Origin of the sequence: Streptomyces sp. MNU89, from assembly GCF_020982505.1 — a bacterium.
Classification (GTDB): domain Bacteria; phylum Actinomycetota; class Actinomycetes; order Streptomycetales; family Streptomycetaceae; genus Streptomyces; species Streptomyces xinghaiensis.
This window is the reverse complement of the sequence record NZ_JAJKLL010000001.1, coordinates 6855935-6874516: the sequence shown is the minus strand read 5'-3', so window position 1 is coordinate 6874516 and position 18582 is coordinate 6855935. Positions and strand designations below refer to the sequence as shown.

The following is an 18582-nucleotide window of genomic DNA, read 5'->3' as shown; positions in this document are numbered from 1 at the left end:
CCGCCGGAGTGCGGACCGTTCTATCAGCCCTGGTCCGGCGTGGGAATGGCGGGGGCCACCGGGTTCTCCCGCCGGGGCACCGTCCGGTCGGTACGGTGTCTCCCCAGCCGCTCACCCGGCCGATCAACGGCCGATCACAGGGAAGGGACGCCCGGACATGAGCCAGGAACGCCCGCGGGACCTCGCACACGCGCAGACCGCCTTCGCCTCGTACCAGGACGAGATCTACCTGAACGGCCTGCTGACGGGCGAACCGCCCCGCTTCCCCACCGGTGCGGCGGACGTGGAAGCGGCGGCCCGCGAGCGGATGACCGCCGAGGCGTACGGCTATGTGGCCGGGGGCGCGGGCGGCGAGGCGACCATACGTGCCAACCGGGCCGCCTTCGAGCGGCGCACGATCGTGCCGCGCATGCTGCGCGACGTCGGCGTGCGCGATCTGTCGTGTTCGCTGCTGGGGACGGAACTCCCGGCGCCCGTGCTGCTGGCGCCGGTCGGGGTGCTGTCGATCGCCCATCCGGACGCCGAGCCGGCGGTGGCCCGGGCCGCGGCCGGGCTGGGGCTGCCCATGGTGCTGAGCACCGCCTCGTCCGTCCCGCTGGAGGAGGCCGCGGAGGCGTCCGGGGACGGGCCGCGCTGGTTCCAGCTGTACTGGCCGAAGGACCGCGAGGTGACGCTCAGCCTGCTGCGGCGGGCCCGCGCCGCCGGCTACACCACGCTCGTCCTGACCCTGGACACCTGGCTGCTGGGCTGGCGCCCGCGCGATCTGGACCGGGCGTATCTGCCGTTCCTCCAGCGGATCGGAATCGCCAACTACCTCAGTGACCCGGCGTTCCTCGCCGGACTGGCCACGCCGCCGGAGGAGGACCCGCTGGCGGCGGTGGCGCACTGGGCGGGGATGTTCGCCGATCCCACCAAGACCTGGGAGGACCTGGCGTTCCTGCGGGCGCACTGGGACGGGCCGATCGTGCTCAAGGGGGTGCAGCACCCGGACGACGCGCGCCGCGCCCGGGACGCGGGCATGGACGGGGTGGTCGTCTCGAACCACGGCGGCCGGCAGGTGGACGGGGCTGCCGGGTCGCTGGACGTGCTGCCGTCGGTCGCCGGGGCGGTCGGCGACGACCTGGCGGTGCTCTTCGACAGCGGGGTGCGCGGCGGCGCCGACATCCTCAAGGCGCTCGCGCTGGGCGCCCGGGCCGTGCTGGTGGGCCGGCCGTATGTGTACGGGCTGGCGCTGGGCGGCGAGGAGGGCGTCCGGCACGTGCTGCGCTGCCTGCTGGCGGAACTGGACCTCTCGCTGGCGCTCACCGGCCATGCCCGGCTCTCCGAGCTGGGGCCGGGCGTCCTGGGCACGGACTGACCGCTGTACGGGCGGGCGCCGCGGGCCCGGCGCGGGGCCCCGCGCCGCCGGCTCCGGCCGTCAGCGGGTGGTCAGGGACTCGCGCAGGATGGTCACGACCTCGTCGTCGCGGGTCTGCGCGAAGTCGTCGTAGAACTGCCCGACGGCCTGGAAGTACGGCGGCTGCCACATGCACACCACGTCGTCCGCCTCCTGGCTCAGCGCGGCGACCGCCTGCGGCGAGCCGACCGGCACGGCGAGGATCAGCCGGGCCGGGCCCCTGCGGCGTACGGCGCGGAGCGCGACCCGCGCGGTGCTGCCGGTGGCGAGCCCGTCGTCGACGACGACCGCCGTGCGGCCGGCCAGGTCCGCCGGCGGGCGGCCCTCGCGGTAGAGGTCCTCGCGGCGCCGGATCTCCCGGCGTTCCTCCTCGACGCGGGAGGCGAGCCGCTCGGGGGTCAGGTCGAGCATCTCCAGCGTCTGCCCGTCGTACCAGGGCTCGTCCTCCCCCGCGACGGCCCCGACGGCGAACTCGGGGTTGAACGGGGCGCCGATCTTGCGCACGACGACGACGTCCAGGGGTGCGTGGAGCTCCCGGGCGACCTCGTCGGCGACCGGCAGTCCACCGCGCGGCAGGGCGAGGACCACCGGCTTCGCCAGCAGGCCCGCGCGCCCGCGCTGCACGAGTTCTCCGGCCAGTTCGCGCCCGGCCGACCTGCGGTCGTGGTAGTTCATGATCGCTTTCCTTCCGGTTCTCCGGCGCCGGCCGGTGCCGGGCGGTGCCGGGCGTGTCAGAAGCCCGTGGGGTACGTCTCCTCCTCGCCCCGGCCCGGGCCGTCCGGGTGGAGCGGGGTGAGGGCCTCGGTGTGGTCCAGGTGGAGAAAGGCGTCGTAGCGGCCGGCCAGGACGGTCGGCACATAGGTACCGTCCCGGCGGCCGGGGTCGTGGACGACGCCGATGGCGCGGTGGTCCAGCGGCCGGCGCTGCCAGCCGCCGGCCCCGGCGCCGTCCTCCCCGCCGGCGGGGGCGCCGTCCCCGAGGAGGAAGAGTGCGGCGGGCTCCGGCAGCGCCCGGTGCAGCAGGTGTTCCACGCTGCCCTCACGGGCGGGCGGCACCCGCATGACCCGCGGGGTGTCCTCCCAGGACCCGGCGGCGATCACCGTGCCCTCGTAGGAGCCGAAACCGGCGAGGACGACCCCGTCCGCGGCGTGCCGTTCCCTCAGCAACTGCCCGACGCTGACCATCCCGGCACGGGTCATGTCCGTGGCGCGGGCGTCTCCGACGTGCGTGTTGTGCTCCCAGACGACGGCCCGGGAGTCGGGCCCGTGGTGCTCCGCGAGCCGGTCGAGGGTGTCGGCCATGTGGCGGTCGCGGACGTTCCACGCCTCCGGGCCGCCGCGCACCATCTCCCGGTAGTAGCGCTCCGCGCCGGCCAGCACCTCGGCGTTCTGCCGGGCGGCGAAGTCCGCGAAGTCCGCGAACTCCCCGTCCCCGGCGGCCGTTCCGGCGGCCCGGTTCCGCATCAGGGCCAGCAGGGAGACCACCTCCTGTTCGCAGCCGCCCGGGACCAGCCGGGTCGCCCGGGCGTAGGCCTGCGGGTCCCCGCCGTACGGCTCGAAGCACCGCTCGGCGGCGCGGGCGTGCCGGGCCGACCCGGGGTCGTGGCGGCGCAGGTGGTCGACCACCGCGTGGAGCGAGTCCCAGAGGCTGTACACGTCCAGGCCGAAGAAGCCCGCGCGCCGGCCCGGGGGCCGCCCCAGGTTGTGCGCCCGCAGCCACCGGGCGAAGTCGAGCACGTCGGTGTTGGCCCACATCCACCGCGGCCAGCGGTCGAAGGACAGCAGGACCTCCGCCGGGTCGGCGGGCGCGCCGGGCGCACCGGTGACGCAGTGGTGCAGGGCCGCGCAGTCGGGCCAGTCGCCCTCGACGGCCACGAAGGAGAAACCGCGCTCGGCGATGAGACGGCGGGTCAGCTCCGCCCGCCACCGATAGAAGCCGGAGGTGCCGTGCGAGGCCTCGCCGACGGCGACGAAGCGGGCGTCGCCGATCCGGTCCAGCAGCGGGTCGAGCGACGCGGGCCCGGTGAGCGGCAGCGCGTCCGCCCGTACCGCGCGCTCGTCCTCCGTCCGGAGACCGGTGGCCGTCACGGGCCCGCCCCGGCCGTCGTCGGGCGCTTGCCGGCCACCGTGCGGACGAACCAGTCCTGCGCGGCCGCGGCGGCCTGCTCCAGCGTCCCCGGTTCCTCGAAGAGGTGGGTGGCGCCCGGGACGACGTGCACGGTGCCCGGCCCGCCGAGCCGCTCGGCGGCGTCCCGGTTCATGCGCAGCACCTCGTGGTCCTCGCCGCCGACGACGAGCAGCACGGGCGCCTGGACCCGGGGCAGCGCGGGACCCGCGAGGTCGGGGCGGCCGCCGCGCGAGACCACGGCCCGTACCCGGTCCGGCCGCTCGGCCGCGGCGATCAGCGCCGCGGCGGCGCCGGTGCTGGCACCGAAGAGGCCGACGGGGAGCCCGGCCGTGCCCGGGTGCCGTCCGAGCCAGTCGACCGCGGCGACCAGCCGCCGCCCCAGCAGGGGGATGTCGAAGCGGAGTTCGGCGGTGACCGCGTCCACCCGGTCCTCCTCCTCGGTGAGGAGGTCGAACAGGAGAGTGGTCAGGCCCGCCTTCTGGAGGACACGCGCCACCTCCTGGTTGCGCGGACTGTGCCGCGAGCTGCCGCTGCCGTGCGCGAACGCCACGACCCCGTGGGTCGGGTCCGGGGAGACGAGGTCGCCCCGGAGATCCACCTCTCCGGCGTCGATGAGAACGGTGTCGAAGACCATCGGCCCTCCTCCTGCTGGTTCCGGGGTTCCGGGCCGCCGGGACGGTGACCCTGCGCCACCCGTGCGCGGGGTACCCGCGCCCGATGCCGGTATGCGCCCCGCGCGGGGCCGCCCGGGCCGGCCGCCCCGGCCCGCACCGCCCCCGTCCCCGGCTCGGCCCGGCCGCCGGTGCCGTCCGGCCCCGTCCGTCCCTCCCCGGTCATCCCTCCGGAAGCCGTCCCGAAACGCGGCGGGCCCGGCTCTGTACGGGACGGGGGGTGACGAGCGTCATGTCCGTCCGGCCGGGGCGGCGGCTACCCTGAGGGCCCGGCGGCGTCCGGGACCACCGCCCGTCACGGCGGGGCCGCCCGGCGCGCCCCCGGCGCCCTGCCCCGCGGACCGAAAGCGCGGATGCCCCATGCCCGCCGGCCTCTCCTCCGTCATAGCGGCCACCACCCGGTGGCTCACCCGTTCCTATCCCGCGGCGGGCGGCGCCCTCAACGCCGCGTACGCCGAGATCCAGGCCCGCCAGGCCGTCTCGGTGGCCGCCATGCTGCGCTATCCGACCGAACTCGACGCCGGACTGCTCGTCCTCACGGGCCCCGGCGGCTCCGGCCGCCTGGACCGGCTCACCGGGGCGGACGCCGCGGAGCCGGACCCGGAGGACCACGCCTGGCGTACCTGGGTCGACGAGGTGCTCGCGAGCTGGGCCGCGTGTCTGCTGACCGACCCGGTCCTGGCCGGGGCGGCGGTGGCCGCCGTGTCGGAGGGGGAGCACCCGTCCGGGTTCCCGTACCGCTTCCGGCGGCTGACCGAGCCCGACGACGGCGACCGGCGGGCCGCCCCGCTGCTGCGCCACCCGGACCTGCTGGAACCGGTCGCCCTTCTGCACCGGGCCCCGCTCCTGGAGCGCCTCCACGGCGGGCTGGCCGAGGCGGCCTGACCACCGCGCGCGGCGGCCCCCCGGGCGGGTGGCCCGGCACCGGCCGCGGTCCGCCCGCCGTCCGGACGTTCCGGCGGTGGCGGCCCGCCGCCGTCCGTGGAGCCGCGCCGGCCGCGCGCCGCCGGCCCGCTCGCCCGTCCGCTCCCCTCGCCCCGTCCGGTCCGGTCCAGTCCGGCCACCCTCCGTTTCCCCGCTCCGCCGCCGGGGCAGGCGGTGATCCCGTGACGCGCCGCTGCCGGCCGAGAGCGGCGGCCGCTACGCGAGGGGAGGCCACTGCGTGCGTCTGCGCCACACACGGCCGGACGAACCGGGCTACCGCCGGGTCCGGCACGGCCGGGGTTTTCGCTTCCTCGGCCCGGACGGCCGGCCGGTCCGCGACCCGGCCGCGCTGGAGCGGATCAAGGCCCTGGTGATCCCCCCGGCCTGGACGAACGTCTGGATCTCCCGCCATCCGCACGGCCATCTGCAGGCCGTGGGAACCGACGCGGCGGGCCGCCGCCAGTACCTCTACCACCCGCGGTTCCGGGCGGAGCAGGAGCGGGCCAAACACGACCACGTGCTGGCCGCCGCGGAGGCCCTGCCGCGGATAAGGGCCACGGCGGAACGGCACCTCGGCGAGCGCGGGCTGACCCGCAACCGGGTGCTCGCCACCGGCGTGCGCCTGCTCGACCTGGGCTTCTTCCGGGTCGGCAGCGAGCGCTACGCGGACCGGAACCAGACCTTCGGGCTCACCACCCTGCTGCGCGAGCACACCGCCTGCCGCCGCGGGCAGGTGACCTTCACCTATCCGGCCAAACACGGCAAGGAGCAGATCCAGGCCGTGGCCGACCCGGGGACCTGCCGTGCCGTGACGGCCCTGATGCGCCGTCGCTCGGGCGGCGACCGGCTGCTCACCTACTGGCAGCGCCCGGAGTGGCGGGAGGTCGCCGGCGCCGACCTCAACGGCTATCTGCGGGAGACCGGCGGGGTGGACATCACCGCCAAGGACTTCCGGACCTGGCACGCCACGGTTCTGATGGCGGTCGCCCTGGCGGTGTCCGAGCACGCCGGCCGCCGGAGTCCGGCCGCGGCCCGGCGGGCCGTCGGCCGGGCCATCCGCGAGGTGTCCTGCTATCTGGGCAACACTCCCGCGGTGTGCCGCGCCTCGTACATCAACCCGCGGGTCGTCGAACTGTACGAGGACGGGGCGACCATCGCGCCCGCCCTGCACCGCCTCGGTGACGGGGGCACCTTCGGGGTGCCCGCCACGCAGGGCGCCGTCGAGGAGGCCGTGCTGCGGCTGCTGCGCACCGGGCGTCCGCCGGAGGGCTGACGCCCGCCCCGCGCACCGGCCGGTGCCCCGGCACAGGCGGCCGCCCGTCCCCCGGCGCGGTACGCCGGGGGACGGGCGGCGGCCGTCCGGTCGCCCCCCGGCGCCCCGGCCCCGCGGGGCGCCGGGGCACACGGTGGTTCAGCCGCCGGGCCTGACCTCGTACAGCGGGCCCAGATCGGTCCTGCCGGTGTCCGGGACCTGGCGGGCGAGCCGGTGGGTGGTCACCAGGTCGTGCATCAGGACCCGGGCCTTGTCGTGGGACATCCGCGCGATCCGTGCGACCTCATCCAGCGCGACCCCGCCCTCATGGGCCTCCTCGGCCTCCACCAGGGCGCGGAAGAGCACCTCGTGGTCGTCCGTGTACGGCGGCCGGCCCCGGCCCGCGAAGGCGGACTCGGTCTTCTCCGGCCCGGACGGCGCACCGGCGGCCTCGGCCTGCTCGCCCTGCCACCGCTGCTTGCCCTTGTGCGGGGTGGCCAGCCGCTCCTCGTGCGTGCGGGTGGACCGGTCCGTGAGGTGGGTCCGCTGCTTGGAGGCCCCGGTCGTCGCTCCCCAGGCACTGGGGGACTCCCCCGCCCGGTGTGCCGCACGCCCGGCGGCCCGCCGCTGTTCCTCGTCGCCCTCGACCTTCTTGCGCACCATGCGAAAGCCTCCTCGCGCCGATAGGGAAGGTGACACGCGGACCGGGTACCCGGCGGCGCGCCGTGAAACAGCCGGATGCGGGGGCGGGCCCCGCCGTACGGGGCGCCACACCCGGCGGCGTGGGACGGACGTATCCGCCGGGCCGGGCGTACCGGCCCTATCGGGGGGCGTGGACGGTCATCCCGTGTTCCCCCGGCCCTTCCGGGAATAGATGACTCCGTTCCGGGCACCGGGCACCGGGGCAGCCGGTCGAGCACAGGGAGGGAAACGGGTGGACGCGGGGCGGCGGATGCCGCGGGAGGGTCACGAGGAGGCGGCTGCCGGGCCGGCGGCGGAACGGCGGGTGAGCACGGGCCGGAGGGTGCTCGGCTGGCTCACCACCACCGACCACAAGGTGATCGGGAACCTGTACCTGGTCACCTCGTTCGGCTTCTTCCTGGCCGCCGGGATGATGGCGATGCTGATGCGCGCGGAGCTGATGCGGCCCGGCATGCAGCTCATGACGCCGTTTCAGTACAACCAGCTGTTCACGATCCACGGCACGATCATGATGCTGCTGTTCGCGACGCCGACCTTCGCCGGTTTCGCCAATGCCGTCATGCCGCTCCAGATCGGCGCCCCGGATGTGGCCTTCCCCCGGCTCAACGCCTTCACCTACTGGGTGTTCCTCTTCGGCGGGCTGACCGTGGTCGCCGGGTTCCTCACCTCCGAGGGCGCGGCGCCCTTCGGCTGGTTCTCCTACACACCGCTGAGCCGGGCCGAGTACTCCCCGGGAGCGGGCGGGGACCTGTGGGTCATGGGGCTGATCGTGGCCGGTCTCAGCACCATCCTGGGCGCCGTCAACTTCATCACCACGATCATCACGCTCCGGGCGCCGGGCATGACGCTGTTCCGGATGCCGCTCTTCACCTGGAACGTCCTGTTCACCTCGATCCTGGTGCTGCTGGCCTTCCCCGTGCTGACCGCCGCGCTCTTCGGGCTGGCCGCGGACCGCATGTTCGGGGCGCACATCTTCGACCCGGCCAATGGCGGGGCACTGCTGTGGCAGCACCTCTTCTGGTTCTTCGGCCACCCCGAGGTCTACATCGTGGCACTGCCGTTCTTCGGGGTGATCACCGAGATCATCCCGGTCTTCAGCCGGAAGCCGATCTTCGGCTATCTCGGGCTCATCGGCGCCACCATGGCCATCACCGGCCTCTCCGCGACCGTCTGGGCCCACCACATGTTCGCCACCGGCGGGGTGCTGCTGCCGTTCTTCTCGCTGATGTCCTTCCTCATCGCGGTGCCGACCGGCGTGAAGTTCTTCAACTGGATCGGCACCATGTGGAAGGGTTCGCTGTCCTTCGAAACCCCCATGCTGTGGTCGATCGGCTTCCTGGTGAGCTTCCTGCTGGGCGGCCTCACGGGGGTGCTGATCGCCTCACCGCCGCTGGACTTCCACCTCACCGACACCTACTTCATCGTCGCCCATCTGCACTATGTCCTCTTCGGCACCATCGTCTTCGCGACCTTCGCCGGCTTCTACTTCTGGTGGCCGAAGATGACCGGCCGGATGCTCGACGAACGGCTCGGAAAGATCCACTTCTGGACCCTCTTCGTGGGCTTCCACGGCACCTTCCTCGTCCACCACTGGCTGGGGCAGCAGGGCATGCCCCGCCGCTACGCCGACTACCTCGCGGCGGACGGCTTCACCGCCCTCAACACGGTCTCCTCCCTCAGCTCGTTCCTGCTGGGCCTCTCCACGCTGCCGTTCCTCTACAACATCTGGAAGACCGCCCAGTACGGCGAGAAGGTGACCACGGACGACCCCTGGGGCTGGGGCCGCTCCCTGGAGTGGGCGACGAGCTGCCCGCCACCCCGGCACAACTTCCACGCCCTGCCCCGGATCAGATCCGAGTCCCCCGCCTTCGACCTGCACCATCCGCGGACGTCGGGGGCGGGCCACCGTCCGCCGACGGCCTCCGCCGAGCACCCGGCGGAGCGGCCGGAGAGCGGAGGCCGGCGATGAAGACGGAGGCCCTGGTCTTCACCGGTGTGGCCGGGTTCTTCGGCGTCGTCACCGCGGTCTACGTCGTCTGGGGGTCCCTGGAGCCGGCCGGCACGGCCGTCCTGACGCTCTCCTTCGTCATGTCCGCCCTCGTCTCGCTCTTCCTCTGGATCCAGTACCGGCAGCGCGGCCTGCGGCCGCAGGACCGCCGGCAGGCGGCGGTCCACGAGGCCGCCGGGCCCCTGGCGTTCTTCTCCCCGCGCAGCTACTACCCGGTGCTCACCGCCGCCGGCGCGGCCCTGCTGGGCGTCGGGGTGGTCTACGGCCTGTGGCTCTTCCTCGTGGGGGTGGGGGTCCTGATCCCGGGCATCGCCGGATTCGTCTTCCAGCACAACGACCGCTGAACCACGCGTACAGGACAGCAGAGGAGAGGGAGAGGCACGGATGCTCTTTCCGCGGAAGAGGGCCGGGCTCAGGGCCAGGGCCGGAACCGCCGCCGAGACCGGTTTCACCGCGCTCGACAACCGCCTGCCCGTCGCGGAGGGGGGATCGCTGCTGCGCAAGGCGTTCCCCGAGCACTGGTCGTACTTCCTCGGCGAACTCGCGCTCTACAGCCTGGCGGTGCTGGTACTGACCGGGTCCTATCTGACCCTCTTCTTCGATCCGGAGATGACGGAGGTCCGTTACACCGGGTCCTACGAGCCTCTTCAGGGCACCCTGATGTCCGGGGCCTACGCCTCCACGCTCGACATCAGCTTCGACGTCCGCGGCGGGCTGCTGATCCGGCAGATCCACCACTGGGCGGCGCTGGTCTTCGTGGCCGCCATCGGCCTGCACATGCTGCGCGTCTTCTTCACCGGCGCCTTCCGCAGGCCCCGGGAGGTCAACTGGGTCATCGGGGTGACGCTGTTCCTGCTGGCGGTCGTCGAGGGTTTCACCGGTTACTCGCTCCCCGACGACCTCCTGTCGGGGACCGGGCTGCGGGTGGTGCAGAGCCTGCTGCTGTCCATCCCGGTGGCCGGCACGTACCTCAGCTTCTTCCTCTTCGGCGGCGAGTATCCCGGAACGGAGATCATCCCCCGGCTCTTCATCGGCCACGTCCTGTTCATCCCCGCCCTGCTCATCGCCCTGGTGGTGGTCCATCTGATCCTGGTGGTGTACCTCAAGCACACCCAGTGGGGCGGCCCGGGCAGGACCAACCGGAACGTCGTCGGCAAGCCGTCCTTCCCGCAGTTCGCCACCACCTCCACCGGCCTCGCGCTGGCGGTCTCCGGCATCCTGACGCTCCTGGGCGGCCTGGCGCAGATCAACCCGGTGTGGAACTACGGTCCGTACCGGCCCGACCAGGTGAGCATGGCCTCCCAGCCGGACTGGTACGTCGGCTTCCTGGAGGGCGCACTGCGGCTGATGCCGCCGTTCGAGACGACGCTGTGGGGCCACACCCTCATGTGGAACGTCCTGGTGCCCACCGCCATTCTCCCCGGGCTGCTCTTCCTCGTCCTGTATCTCTATCCGTTCCTGGAGAAGTGGGTGACCGGTGACTCCGCCGAGCACCATCTCTGCGACCGGCCCCGCGACCGGCCCACCCGCACCGGTCTGGGCGCCGCCGGGATCACCTTCTACGCCGTCCTCCTGATGGCGGGCGGCAACGACGTCATCTCCCTCACCCTGGAGATCCCGCTCACCTGGCTCACCTGGATCTTCCGCTTCTCCCTCGTGCTGCTTCCGGTGCTCGTCTTCATGCTGACCAAGCGGCTCTGCCTGGGGCTGCAGGACCACGACACCGAACTGCTGGAGGAGGGCAAGGAGACCGGTGAGGTGCGGCAGAGCGTGGAGGGCGGGCTCGCCGAGGGGACGGAACCGCTCTCCCGGGAGAGGCGCTACACCTTGCTGATGAACCGTCAGCGCGTTCCGCGGCCACTACGGCCGGCACCGCCCGAGGACGGCGGCCTCCCCACCCGCCGCAGCCGGCTGCGGGTGGCCCTGAGCCGCTGGTTCCACCACGACCGGGCCCGCTGAAACCCCGCGCAGCAACGGATAAGGAGAAGCCCCGTGGCAGAGAACACCCACCGCCCGGTGGCCGTGGTCACCGGAGGCACCGCCGGCGTCGGCCGGGCCACGGTCCGCCAACTGGCCGCCGACGGCTACGACGTGGCCGTACTGGCCCGGGGCCGGGCCGGCCTGGAGGGAGCCGCCGGCGATGTCCGGGCCGCCGGCCGCAGGGCGCTCGCCGTGCCGGTGGACGTGGCCGACGCGGAGGCGGTGGAGGACGCCGCCGACCGGGTGGAACGCGAGCTCGGGCCGGTCACCGTCTGGGTCAACGCGGCCTTCAGCGGCTTCCTCGCCCGGTTCCTCGACGTCTCCGGCGAGGAGTTCCGGCGGGTCACCGACGTGACGTACCACGGCCAGGTCAACGGCACCCGGGCCGCGCTCCGCCGGATGTGCCCCCGCGACCGGGGCGTGGTCGTCAACGTCGGCTCGGCCCTGAGCGGGCGGAGCATCCCGCTGCAGAGCTCGTACTGCGGGGCCAAGCACGCCGTCGTGGGGTTCAGCGAGTCGGTGCGCACGGAGCTGCGGGCGGACGGCAGCCGGGTGCGGGTGTGCACGGTGCAGGTCCCGGGACTCAACACCCCGCAGTTCACCTGGGTGCTGAACCGCATGCCCGGGCGGCCCCGGCCCGTGCCGCCGGTGTACCAGCCGGAGACGGCCGCCCGGATGATCGCGCATGTCGCGCGGCACCCGCGCCGCGACACCTGGGCCGGTGTCTCCACGGCCTACACGATCCTCGGCAACCGGCTGTTCCCCCGGTTCATGGACTGGTACCTGGCCCGCACGGGCATCGACAGCCAGCAGACCGGCGAGGAGACACCGGACCGCCCGGCCAACCTCTTCCGGCCCGGCGACGACGAGACGGACGCCGGCGCCCACGGGCCCTTCGACGACGAGGCCCACGGACGCGACGCCTTCGGCTGGCTCGTCCGGCACCGCGCGGGTCTCGCCGGCGCGGGAGGAGGTGCCGTGCTGGCCGCCGCCGGGCTGACCGCCCTGCGCCGCCGGACGTCGGCGTGAAACGGCGGCGGGGAGCGCGGAGGACCGGCTGCGCCCCGGGGTCCGGTCCGGGAGACCGGCGCCGGGCCCGCTCCCGGGGCGCCCCGCCCGCCGCCGGCTTCCGTCCGGTCAACCGCCCCAGCCCCATTGACGGCGGACAGCCGGGCGTGGGTCCACCAGGCCTTCTCCAGTTCCCAGATGCCGTTGTCCGGCCGGTGCCAGTTCTCCTCGACGGCCCGTGCCGCCGTCTCCACCGCCCGTATGCCGTCCGAGCCCGCCGGTCGTGGTGCGCGGCGGCCGCCAGCAGGTCCAGGGCTTCCCCGAAGACGTCGAGCGGATCAGCGTTCCGTCCTCGTAGGAGCCGCCCCAGACGTTCCACGGGTCCTCCGGGGTGACGGTGAAGCGGCCGGGGCCGCCCATCAGGCGGGAGAACACCGCGTCGCTGTGCCGGCGGGGTGCGCACATCCACTGGATGTCGCCGCGGGGTCCGATGAGGGCGCCCCGCTCGCCGTCGGCGAGCAGGGCGTACTCTCGCAGGGCCCAGGGGGCACCCGTCTCCGGCACGGTTCTCCCGTCGTCATCCGCCGTCCCGGCCCGGCAGCCGCTCCGCGTACTCGGTGAGCTTCTGCCGTACGCCGCGCTTGATGATGCCGGACCGCTCGGGGTCGTGGACGGCCGCCTCCGCCGCCTTCTTGCCCTGTTCGAGCATGATGTGCGGCGGGATCGGCGCGATCTCCGCGTCGACCTTGAACTCCAGGACGACGGGGCCGCCCGCGGACAGCGCCTCGTCCCACGCGCTGCCGATCTTCTTCGGCGACTCGCAGCGGATGCCGCGCAGGCCGAGGAGTTCGGCGTAGGCCGCGTAGGGCACGTCCGGGATGGTCTGGGAGCCGGGGAACTTGGGGTCCCCGCCCATGGCCCGCTGTTCCCAGGTGACCTGGTTGAGGTCCTGGTTGTTGAAGACGCAGAAGACGAGCGGCGGGCCGCCCGCGAGCCGGTCCAGATAGCGTTTGACCGTGATCATCTCGTTCATGCCGTTCATCTGGAACGCGCCGTCCCCGACGAAGGCGATCACGGGACGGTCCGGGTGGGCGAACCGGGCGGCGATCGCGTACGGCACCCCGGGCCCCATGGTGGCGAGCGTCCCGGAGAGCGAGGCGCGCATGCCCTCGCGCAGTTTCAGGTGGCGGGCCCACCAGTTGGTGCCCGACCCGGAGTCCGCCGTGACGATGGCGCCGTCCGGGAGCCGGGAGGAGAGTTCACTCGCCACGGCCTGCGGGTTGATGGTGTTGTCGAAGTGCTGTCCGGCCCGCTTGTCACAGATCCGGTTCCACTCCTTGACGTTCTTCTCGATCTCCGCCCGCCAGCCGCGGTCCTCCTTCCGCCTGAGCAGCGGGATGAGGGCACGCAGGGTCTCCTTGGCGTCGCCGACGAGATGGGCCTCCATCGGATAGCGGATGCCGATCATGCGCCCGTCGATGTCGATCTCCACCCCGCGCGCCTGCCCCTCGTCGGGCAGCCACTCCGAGTAGGGGAAGCTGCTGCCGACCATCAGCAGGGTGTCGCAGTTCTGGATCATCTCGTCGCTGGCCTTGCTGCCCAGCAGGCCGATGGGGCCGGTGACCCAGGGCAGGTCGTCGGGGAGGACGTCCCGTCCCAGCAGGGCCTTGGCGACCCCCGCGCCGAGGAGTTCGGCGGTCTCGATCACCTCTCCCTCGGCGCCGGCCGCGCCCTGCCCGATCAGCATCGCCACCTTCTCGCCCTCGTTGAGCACGGCTGCGGCGCGGCGGAGCTCGTCCTCGTCGGGCAGCATCCGGGACGGGCTCCAGCCGACGCTGGAGAAGACGGAGCCGTGCGCCTTGGGCGGCGAGGGCTGGGCATCGGCCTCCTGGATGTCCTCCGGGATGATCACCGTGGCGACGCCGCGGGTGGTGAGGGCGGTCTTGAAGGCCCGGTCGATGACATGCCGGGTCTGCCCGGGGTGGACCACCATCTGGCAGTACTCGGAGACGTCCGCGAAGAGCTGTTCGAGGGCGATCTCCTGCTGGTAGTGGGAGCCGAGGCAGAGGGTCTTCTGCTGGCCGACGATCGCGACCACCGGCTGGTGGTCGAGCTTGGCGTCGTACAGGCCGTTCAGCAGGTGGACGGCTCCCGGCCCGGAGGTCGCCACGCAGCAGCCGGGCTCGCCGGTGAACTTGGCGTGGCCGACGGCCATGAACGCGGCCATCTCCTCGTGCCGGGCCTGGATGAACTCCGGTTTCCCGGCGGCTCGGTCGAAGGCGCCGAGCAGGCCGTTGATCCCGTCGCCGGGATAGCCGTAGACCCGCTGGACGCCCCATTCGGTCAGGCGGTTGAGTACGTAGTCGGCGACCTGGCTCATCGGTTCTCCTGTGTTCTGGCGGCGGGCCGCCGGGAAGGGTCAGCTGCTCTTGCCGCGTCCGGTGAGGGCGTCACGGGCGCGGTCGACGAGGCCAGCCCCCGGGGCGAGCAGCTTGTTGGCGGGGGGCTTGGACGGGGAGGCCGGGTGCGGCCGGGTGGGTGCGGTCTGCTTGGCCTGGCGGACCTTCTCGCCGAGCCGGTCGAGCTCCTCCGCGCCCGCCGCCGCGCGCAGCCGGGGGAAGAGGTTGTTCTCCTCGTCCTCGACGTGCAGGCGGATCTCCCGCATCAGGGTGCCGATGAGGCGGTCGAAGTCGGGGTCGTCCGCCTCCAGGCTTTCGAGCTGCTTCATGGTCCGCTCGGCGGAGGAGTGGTCCTCGATCTCCTTGTCGGCGATGGAGTCGCCGTCCGGCAGGTACTGGCGCACCGCCGGGTAGAGGTGCATCTCCTCGGCGACGGAGTGCCGGACCAGTTCGATGACGGCCTCGTCGGCGAGTTCCTTGCGCCGGGCGTCGCCCGGGGGCAGCACCTCGATCCGTCCGAAGATCTCGTCGACCTCGCGGTGGTCGGTGGTCAGTTCGTCGATGACGTTTCCGCCGTGTCCCATGCCTGATCTCTCCTCTGGCTGTCGTCCCGTGTGTCCCCGGACGGTGCCGGGTCCGGACCGCGTACCCGGGCCGCCGGAGGTCTAACGCCCGTACGGGCGGCGACGGAAGGCCGGGGCGGGGTGCCGTTCAGCCCGCCGGGGCGGTGCCGTCCGCTTCGGGCGCGGGGGCGCCGTCCGGCTCCGCGGGGGCGGTGCCGTCCGCCGTGCGGGTCCTGACCGGCCGGGTGTGGACGTAGAGTTCGCGCCGTCCGGGCGCGGCACGGCGCTCCGGGAGCGGCAGGTGGTAGCGGACCGGACGGGCGTGGTCGGCGAGCTGCCGTTCGGCGTTGTAGACCCTGCCGAACTTCCACAGCATGCGGGCGAAGTTGGTCTGGCCGCGGGCGAGGTTGCGGCCGAGGACGCCCAGCGCGCCGGCCGCCGTGCGCAGGCCCAGGTGCTTGCGGTTGATGACGGCCTGGGTGCGGACGAGTTCGCGGTAGAAGGCGTCCAGCGGGAGGGTGGTGGGGACGACGGCGTGCTGGATGTCGAAGAGCCGGTAGTCGCGGGTGGTGAGCTGCCGGGCCTCGGTGTGCCAGACCTCGGTGCCGGGGTACGGGGTCATCACCGTGAGGTGCACGATCTCGGGCACGGAGAGGGCGAACTCCCGTACCACGCGGAAGCGTTCCTCGTCCCAGCCCGGGTCCACGATGAGGTTGATGGCGACGGTGATGCCGAGCTTCCGGGCGCGCTCCAGGGCGCGGAAGTTGTCGTCGGGGCTGACGCGCTTGCGGTACAGGTCCAGCCCCTCGGCGTCGATCGCCTCCATGCCGAGGAACATGTATGTCAGCCCGAGCCGCCGCCAGCGGGCGAAGACCTCCTCGTTGCGCAGCAGGACGTCGCTGCGGGTCTCCAGGTAGTACCGCTTGCGGATGCGGCGGCGTTCGAGTTCGGCGGCGATGCCGTCGCCGTGTTCGGGGCGGATGAACGCGACGTCGTCGACGATGAAGACGTTCGGCTCCCGGATGGAGGCCATCTCCTCGGCGGCGGCCTCCGGGGACGCCTTGCGGTAGCTGCGCCCGTAGAAGGTCCAGGCGGAGCAGAAGGAGCAGTCCCAGGGGCAGCCGCGGGTGAACTCGATGGAGGCGCACGGGTCGAGCTCGCCGATGAAGTACCGGTTCCGCTTCCGCATCAGATCGCGGGCCGGACGGGGCTCGTCGAGGCTGTCCAGGAGCAGCGGCGCCGGGCCGCGTCCCGCGGTGGAGACGAGGCCCGGCACGCTCTTCAGCCCGCCGTCCCGGACGGCCGCCATGAGCGGGGCCATGGCCGGCTCGCCCTCCCCGCGCACCACGGCGTCGACGGCGCCGTCCGCCTGCTCCAGCACATGGTCCGCGATGAACGAGACGCTGTGCCCGCCGAAGAAGACGAAACAGTGCGGGAGCACGGTCTTGGTCATCTGCGCGATCTCGATGGCCTCGGGGATGTTGGCGAGGTAGTTCAGCCCGATGCCGAGGACTTCGGGCGCGTACGAGACGAGTTCGCGGTCGAGCAGGTCGCGGGAGAGCACCTGGAGGTCGACCACGCGCACCTCGTGCCCGGCCTCGCGGATCGCGGCGGCGACCCGCTCCAGCCCGAGCGGCTCCAGCCGCAGGAAGAGTTCCGAGTACATCAGGGCGCTCGGGTGGACGAGCATTACGCGCATGTCATGTCTTTCACCGGCGGAGCGGGGATCTCGGTGCGGCCGGCCGGGGTGAGCGCGGCGGGCCCGGGGCGGACGAAGGCGGCGCGGCGCTCGTGGTACGGGTCGCTGTCGGAGAAGAAGGCCCGGCGCATGCGCTCCTGTTCCTCCTCCCGGTGGGCGCGGAGCGGCCGGATCTCCTCGTCGCGTTCGCGGGCGGGCTTCTTGTCGGCGATGCGGGCACCGATACCGGGGTCGCCGGCCAGCTCGGCGGCCATCCGCACGACTTCGCCGCCGAACTCCCTCGGCGCGCAGGCGAGGACGCGGTCGGCGAGTCCGGCCCGCCGGGCCTCGGCCGCGCCGACCGGCAGCCCTTCCGCCATGAGCGCGGCGGCGCGGTCGGCCCCGGCGCGGCGGGGCAGCACGTACGTCCAGAACGCGGAGCCGTACAGCCCCGTGCGCCCGTAGTGCGGGTTGAGGACGGAGCCGGAGCGGCACCACACCTCGTCGGCCGCCAGGGCCAGCATCGCGCCGCCCGCCGCGGCGTTGCCGCCGAGGGCGGCCACCACCAGCCGGTCGGTGGTGGTGAGCACGGCCTCCACGAGGTCGTTGAGCGCGGTGAGGTTGGTCCAGGACTCCTTCGCCGGGTCGTCCGCGCCCTCGATGACGTGGAGGTGCAGGCCGGTGGAGAAGAAGTCCCGGGCCCCGCCGAGAACGATGACGGAGGTGGGCCGGTTGCGGGCGAAGCGGAAGGCGGCGAGGAGCCGCCGGCAGTGCGAAGTGCTCATCGCACCGCCCGGGAAGGAGAACCTCAGGTGGCCGACGGGGCCGCGCTCCGCGTACTGGATGTCGGTCCAGGTGCGGCGCTGGGCGGGGAGCCGCAGCGGGGCGTGCACCTCGGGGAGGTCGGGGAGGAGGCCGCCGAGCGCCAGGGTGGCGGGCCGCCGGACGGCCGCCGGGGCGCCGGGGCGCCGCTTGGGGCGGAGTTCGGGGATCCACACGGCACCGTCGGCGGTGGCGCGGCAGATCGCGCCGGCGCGGGTGGCGAGCAGATGGCCGGGGCGCCCGGCGAGCCGGTCCTCGGGGTGGCCGCCGTGCAGGAACCACTCGCCGCCGAGGAGTTCGTCCAGGACGCCGGGGCGGGAGTCCGCGCCGCGGAGCTTGGCGAGCACGGTGGCGGTGGAGTCCCGTTCCCAGTCGATCCGGCGGAGTTCCTGGGTGAAGGGGGGACGGCGGACGACCCGGGTCTCCAGGGACGCCTGCGGTACGGGGCGGTACGTCCCGGAGGCGAATCTCGCCACGGCGAGCAGCACGGCCTCGGCAGCCGCGTCGGCGATCTCACCGCGCAGGAAGTCCCCCTTGCCGGCCGGCGGAACCTCGCACGGGACCGAGGCCCAGATGTCGCCCTCGTCCGGCTCCCCCGCCGCCCGCAGCACGGTGACGCCCCACCGGTCGGCGCCCTCCCGCAGCGCCCAGTCCAGCGGGGACGGGCCGTGGTCGCCCGGCGGGGCGGTGCGGACCAGCAGACAGGTGTGGGAGGAGCGGATGTCCTCGGGGAGCGGCGGGGCGGGATCCGGCACGATGACGAGCTGCGGGGCGCAGCGGCGCACGGCACGGCGTACGGATTCGTCACCGTCGGCTGCCGGCCGTTCCACCGTGTGGCCGTGTTCCCGGAGCTCGGTGAACAGCCTCTGCGCCAGGCTGTTGAACGCGCTCGCGACCAGCAGAATCTTCATGACGCCTCCTGATGCCCGGTTCTGGGCGGACGTCCGGGGGCGGACGGCCGTGACGGACCGGACGATCCTGACCCGGAGGAGGCACCCGGGGGCGGCGACCCGGCGGACGGGGCGGGGAAGTGCGTCCGCTCGGGGGAACGG

General features: G+C 73.6%; 15 protein-coding genes and 1 pseudogene. 7 read left to right on the top strand and 9 right to left on the bottom strand.

What is annotated here, in order from left to right; genetic code table 11:
• Window positions 1-157: 157 nt before the first annotated feature.
• Window positions 158-1357, top strand: a complete 1200-nt coding sequence (locus E4N63_RS29520; RefSeq protein WP_125623181.1) for an alpha-hydroxy-acid oxidizing protein — start codon at window positions 158-160, stop codon at window positions 1355-1357.
• Window positions 1358-1417: 60 nt separating this feature from the next.
• On the opposite strand, the gene E4N63_RS29515 is transcribed toward E4N63_RS29520, so the two are convergent.
• From E4N63_RS29515 to E4N63_RS29505, 3 genes are read right to left on the bottom strand one after another with little or no spacing between them, the layout of a single operon-like run.
• On the bottom strand, window positions 1418-2071 hold the full coding sequence (locus tag E4N63_RS29515) for a phosphoribosyltransferase (RefSeq protein WP_125623182.1): 654 nt from the start codon (window positions 2069-2071) through the stop codon (window positions 1418-1420).
• Window positions 2072-2127: 56 nt separating this feature from the next.
• Window positions 2128-3483 carry an erythromycin esterase family protein gene (locus tag E4N63_RS29510; protein ID WP_230242159.1) on the bottom strand — a complete coding sequence of 452 codons (1356 nt, stop codon included), beginning with the start codon at window positions 3481-3483 and terminating at the stop codon, window positions 2128-2130.
• The gene (locus tag E4N63_RS29505; protein ID WP_125623183.1) at window positions 3480-4157 is read right to left on the bottom strand and encodes a dienelactone hydrolase family protein; all 678 of its coding nucleotides are present in this window, start codon (window positions 4155-4157) and stop codon (window positions 3480-3482) included. Before E4N63_RS29505 ends, E4N63_RS29510 begins: the two co-directional genes overlap by 4 nt.
• A 397-nt stretch (window positions 4158-4554) precedes the next feature.
• On the opposite strand from E4N63_RS29505, the gene E4N63_RS29500 reads away from it, so the two are divergent.
• The gene (locus E4N63_RS29500) at window positions 4555-5079 is read left to right on the top strand and encodes a hypothetical protein (RefSeq protein ID WP_125623184.1); all 525 of its coding nucleotides are present in this window, start codon (window positions 4555-4557) and stop codon (window positions 5077-5079) included.
• A 277-nt stretch (window positions 5080-5356) separates the two neighbouring features.
• Complete coding sequence (locus E4N63_RS29495) at window positions 5357-6391, top strand: DNA topoisomerase IB (protein WP_230242158.1); 1035 nt, start codon at window positions 5357-5359, stop codon at window positions 6389-6391.
• A 138-nt stretch (window positions 6392-6529) separates the two neighbouring features.
• On the opposite strand, the gene E4N63_RS29490 is transcribed toward E4N63_RS29495, so the two are convergent.
• Window positions 6530-7033, bottom strand: coding sequence for a hypothetical protein (locus E4N63_RS29490; protein WP_125623186.1), 504 nt, complete (start codon window positions 7031-7033; stop codon window positions 6530-6532).
• A 289-nt stretch (window positions 7034-7322) separates the two neighbouring features.
• On the opposite strand from E4N63_RS29490, the gene ctaD reads away from it, so the two are divergent.
• The 4 genes from ctaD to E4N63_RS29470 are packed head-to-tail and all read left to right on the top strand — an operon-like array spanning window position 7323 to window position 12089.
• Entirely contained in the window at window positions 7323-9041 is a 1719-nt protein-coding gene (gene ctaD / locus E4N63_RS29485) for a cytochrome c oxidase subunit I (RefSeq protein ID WP_125623204.1), read from the top strand.
• Complete coding sequence (locus E4N63_RS29480; protein ID WP_125623187.1) at window positions 9038-9424, top strand: cytochrome c oxidase subunit 4; 387 nt, start codon at window positions 9038-9040, stop codon at window positions 9422-9424. The genes ctaD and E4N63_RS29480 overlap by 4 nt, the downstream gene beginning before the upstream one ends.
• A gap of 40 nt (window positions 9425-9464) precedes the next feature.
• Window positions 9465-11039: a ubiquinol-cytochrome c reductase cytochrome b subunit gene (locus E4N63_RS29475; protein ID WP_125623188.1), complete on the top strand. Its 1575-nt coding sequence runs from the start codon at window positions 9465-9467 to the stop codon at window positions 11037-11039.
• Between the two features lie 33 nt (window positions 11040-11072).
• Window positions 11073-12089, top strand: coding sequence for an SDR family oxidoreductase (locus E4N63_RS29470; RefSeq protein ID WP_230242157.1), 1017 nt, complete (start codon window positions 11073-11075; stop codon window positions 12087-12089).
• A gap of 312 nt (window positions 12090-12401) precedes the next feature.
• Here E4N63_RS29470 and E4N63_RS29465 read toward each other — a convergent pair.
• The 5 genes and pseudogenes from E4N63_RS29465 to E4N63_RS29445 form a co-directional block, all read right to left on the bottom strand.
• A pseudogene (locus tag E4N63_RS29465) lies at window positions 12402-12632 on the bottom strand (trehalase-like domain-containing protein); the annotation flags it as partial.
• Window positions 12633-12645: 13 nt separating this feature from the next.
• Window positions 12646-14448 carry a thiamine pyrophosphate-requiring protein gene (locus E4N63_RS29460; protein ID WP_125623190.1) on the bottom strand — a complete coding sequence of 601 codons (1803 nt, stop codon included), beginning with the start codon at window positions 14446-14448 and terminating at the stop codon, window positions 12646-12648.
• A gap of 39 nt (window positions 14449-14487) precedes the next feature.
• Window positions 14488-15051 carry a hemerythrin domain-containing protein gene (locus E4N63_RS29455; RefSeq protein ID WP_125623191.1) on the bottom strand — a complete coding sequence of 188 codons (564 nt, stop codon included), beginning with the start codon at window positions 15049-15051 and terminating at the stop codon, window positions 14488-14490.
• 127 nt (window positions 15052-15178) lie between these two features.
• Window positions 15179-16729: a hopanoid C-3 methylase HpnR gene (hpnR, locus tag E4N63_RS29450; protein ID WP_230242156.1), complete on the bottom strand. Its 1551-nt coding sequence runs from the start codon at window positions 16727-16729 to the stop codon at window positions 15179-15181.
• Entirely contained in the window at window positions 16720-18441 is a 1722-nt protein-coding gene (locus E4N63_RS29445; protein ID WP_230242155.1) for an enoyl-CoA hydratase-related protein, read from the bottom strand. Before E4N63_RS29445 ends, hpnR begins: the two co-directional genes overlap by 10 nt.
• Window positions 18442-18582: the final 141 nt, after the last annotated feature.